The organism is Stenotrophomonas sp. Steno-Z1, from assembly GCF_056393175.1.
This window is the reverse complement of record NZ_JBWJPB010000024.1, coordinates 1-525: the sequence shown is the minus strand read 5'-3', so window position 1 is coordinate 525 and position 525 is coordinate 1. Positions and strand designations below refer to the sequence as shown.

1 protein-coding gene is annotated in these 525 nt (G+C 69.7%); it reads left to right on the top strand.

The window, feature by feature from the left end; translation table 11 throughout:
* Nucleotides 1-525, top strand: a 525-nt coding sequence (locus AC06FD_RS20435; protein WP_478078733.1) for an autotransporter outer membrane beta-barrel domain-containing protein, incomplete at both ends; no start/stop codon positions are given.

The window sequence follows — 525 nt, the reverse complement described above, 5'->3', positions numbered from 1 at the left end:
CATGTGCTGGGCAACACCGCCGGCCAGACCGGGATCGCGGTCAACAACATCGGTGGCGCCGGCGCGCTCACCCACGACGGCATCCAGCTGGTGCAGGTCGATGGTGTGTCCAACGGCAGCTTCAACCTGGTCGGCCGCGCCGTCGGCGGTGCCTACGAGTACTTCCTGCACAAGGGCGGGATCACCGATCCCACCGACGGCGACTGGTACCTGCGCTCGGCGCTGCCGGTGGATCCGCCGGTCGATCCGGGCACCGATCCGGTGGTCGTAACCCCGCCCGTCGATCCCGATCCGTGCTTCAGCCTGGCCTGCGTCGATCCCGAAGGCCCCTCCCCGTCGCTGGTACAGCGTCCGGAGACCGGCGCCTACCTGGCCAACCAGGCCGCCGCCGTGGGCATGTTCGACCACAGCATGCACCAGCGCCTGGGGGAGCCGAACCTGGCCGAGCGCCTGAAGAGTGACGACCTGCTCGGCTCGGCCTGGCTGCGTACCACCACCGACCACACCCGTTTCAACGCCGCCGAC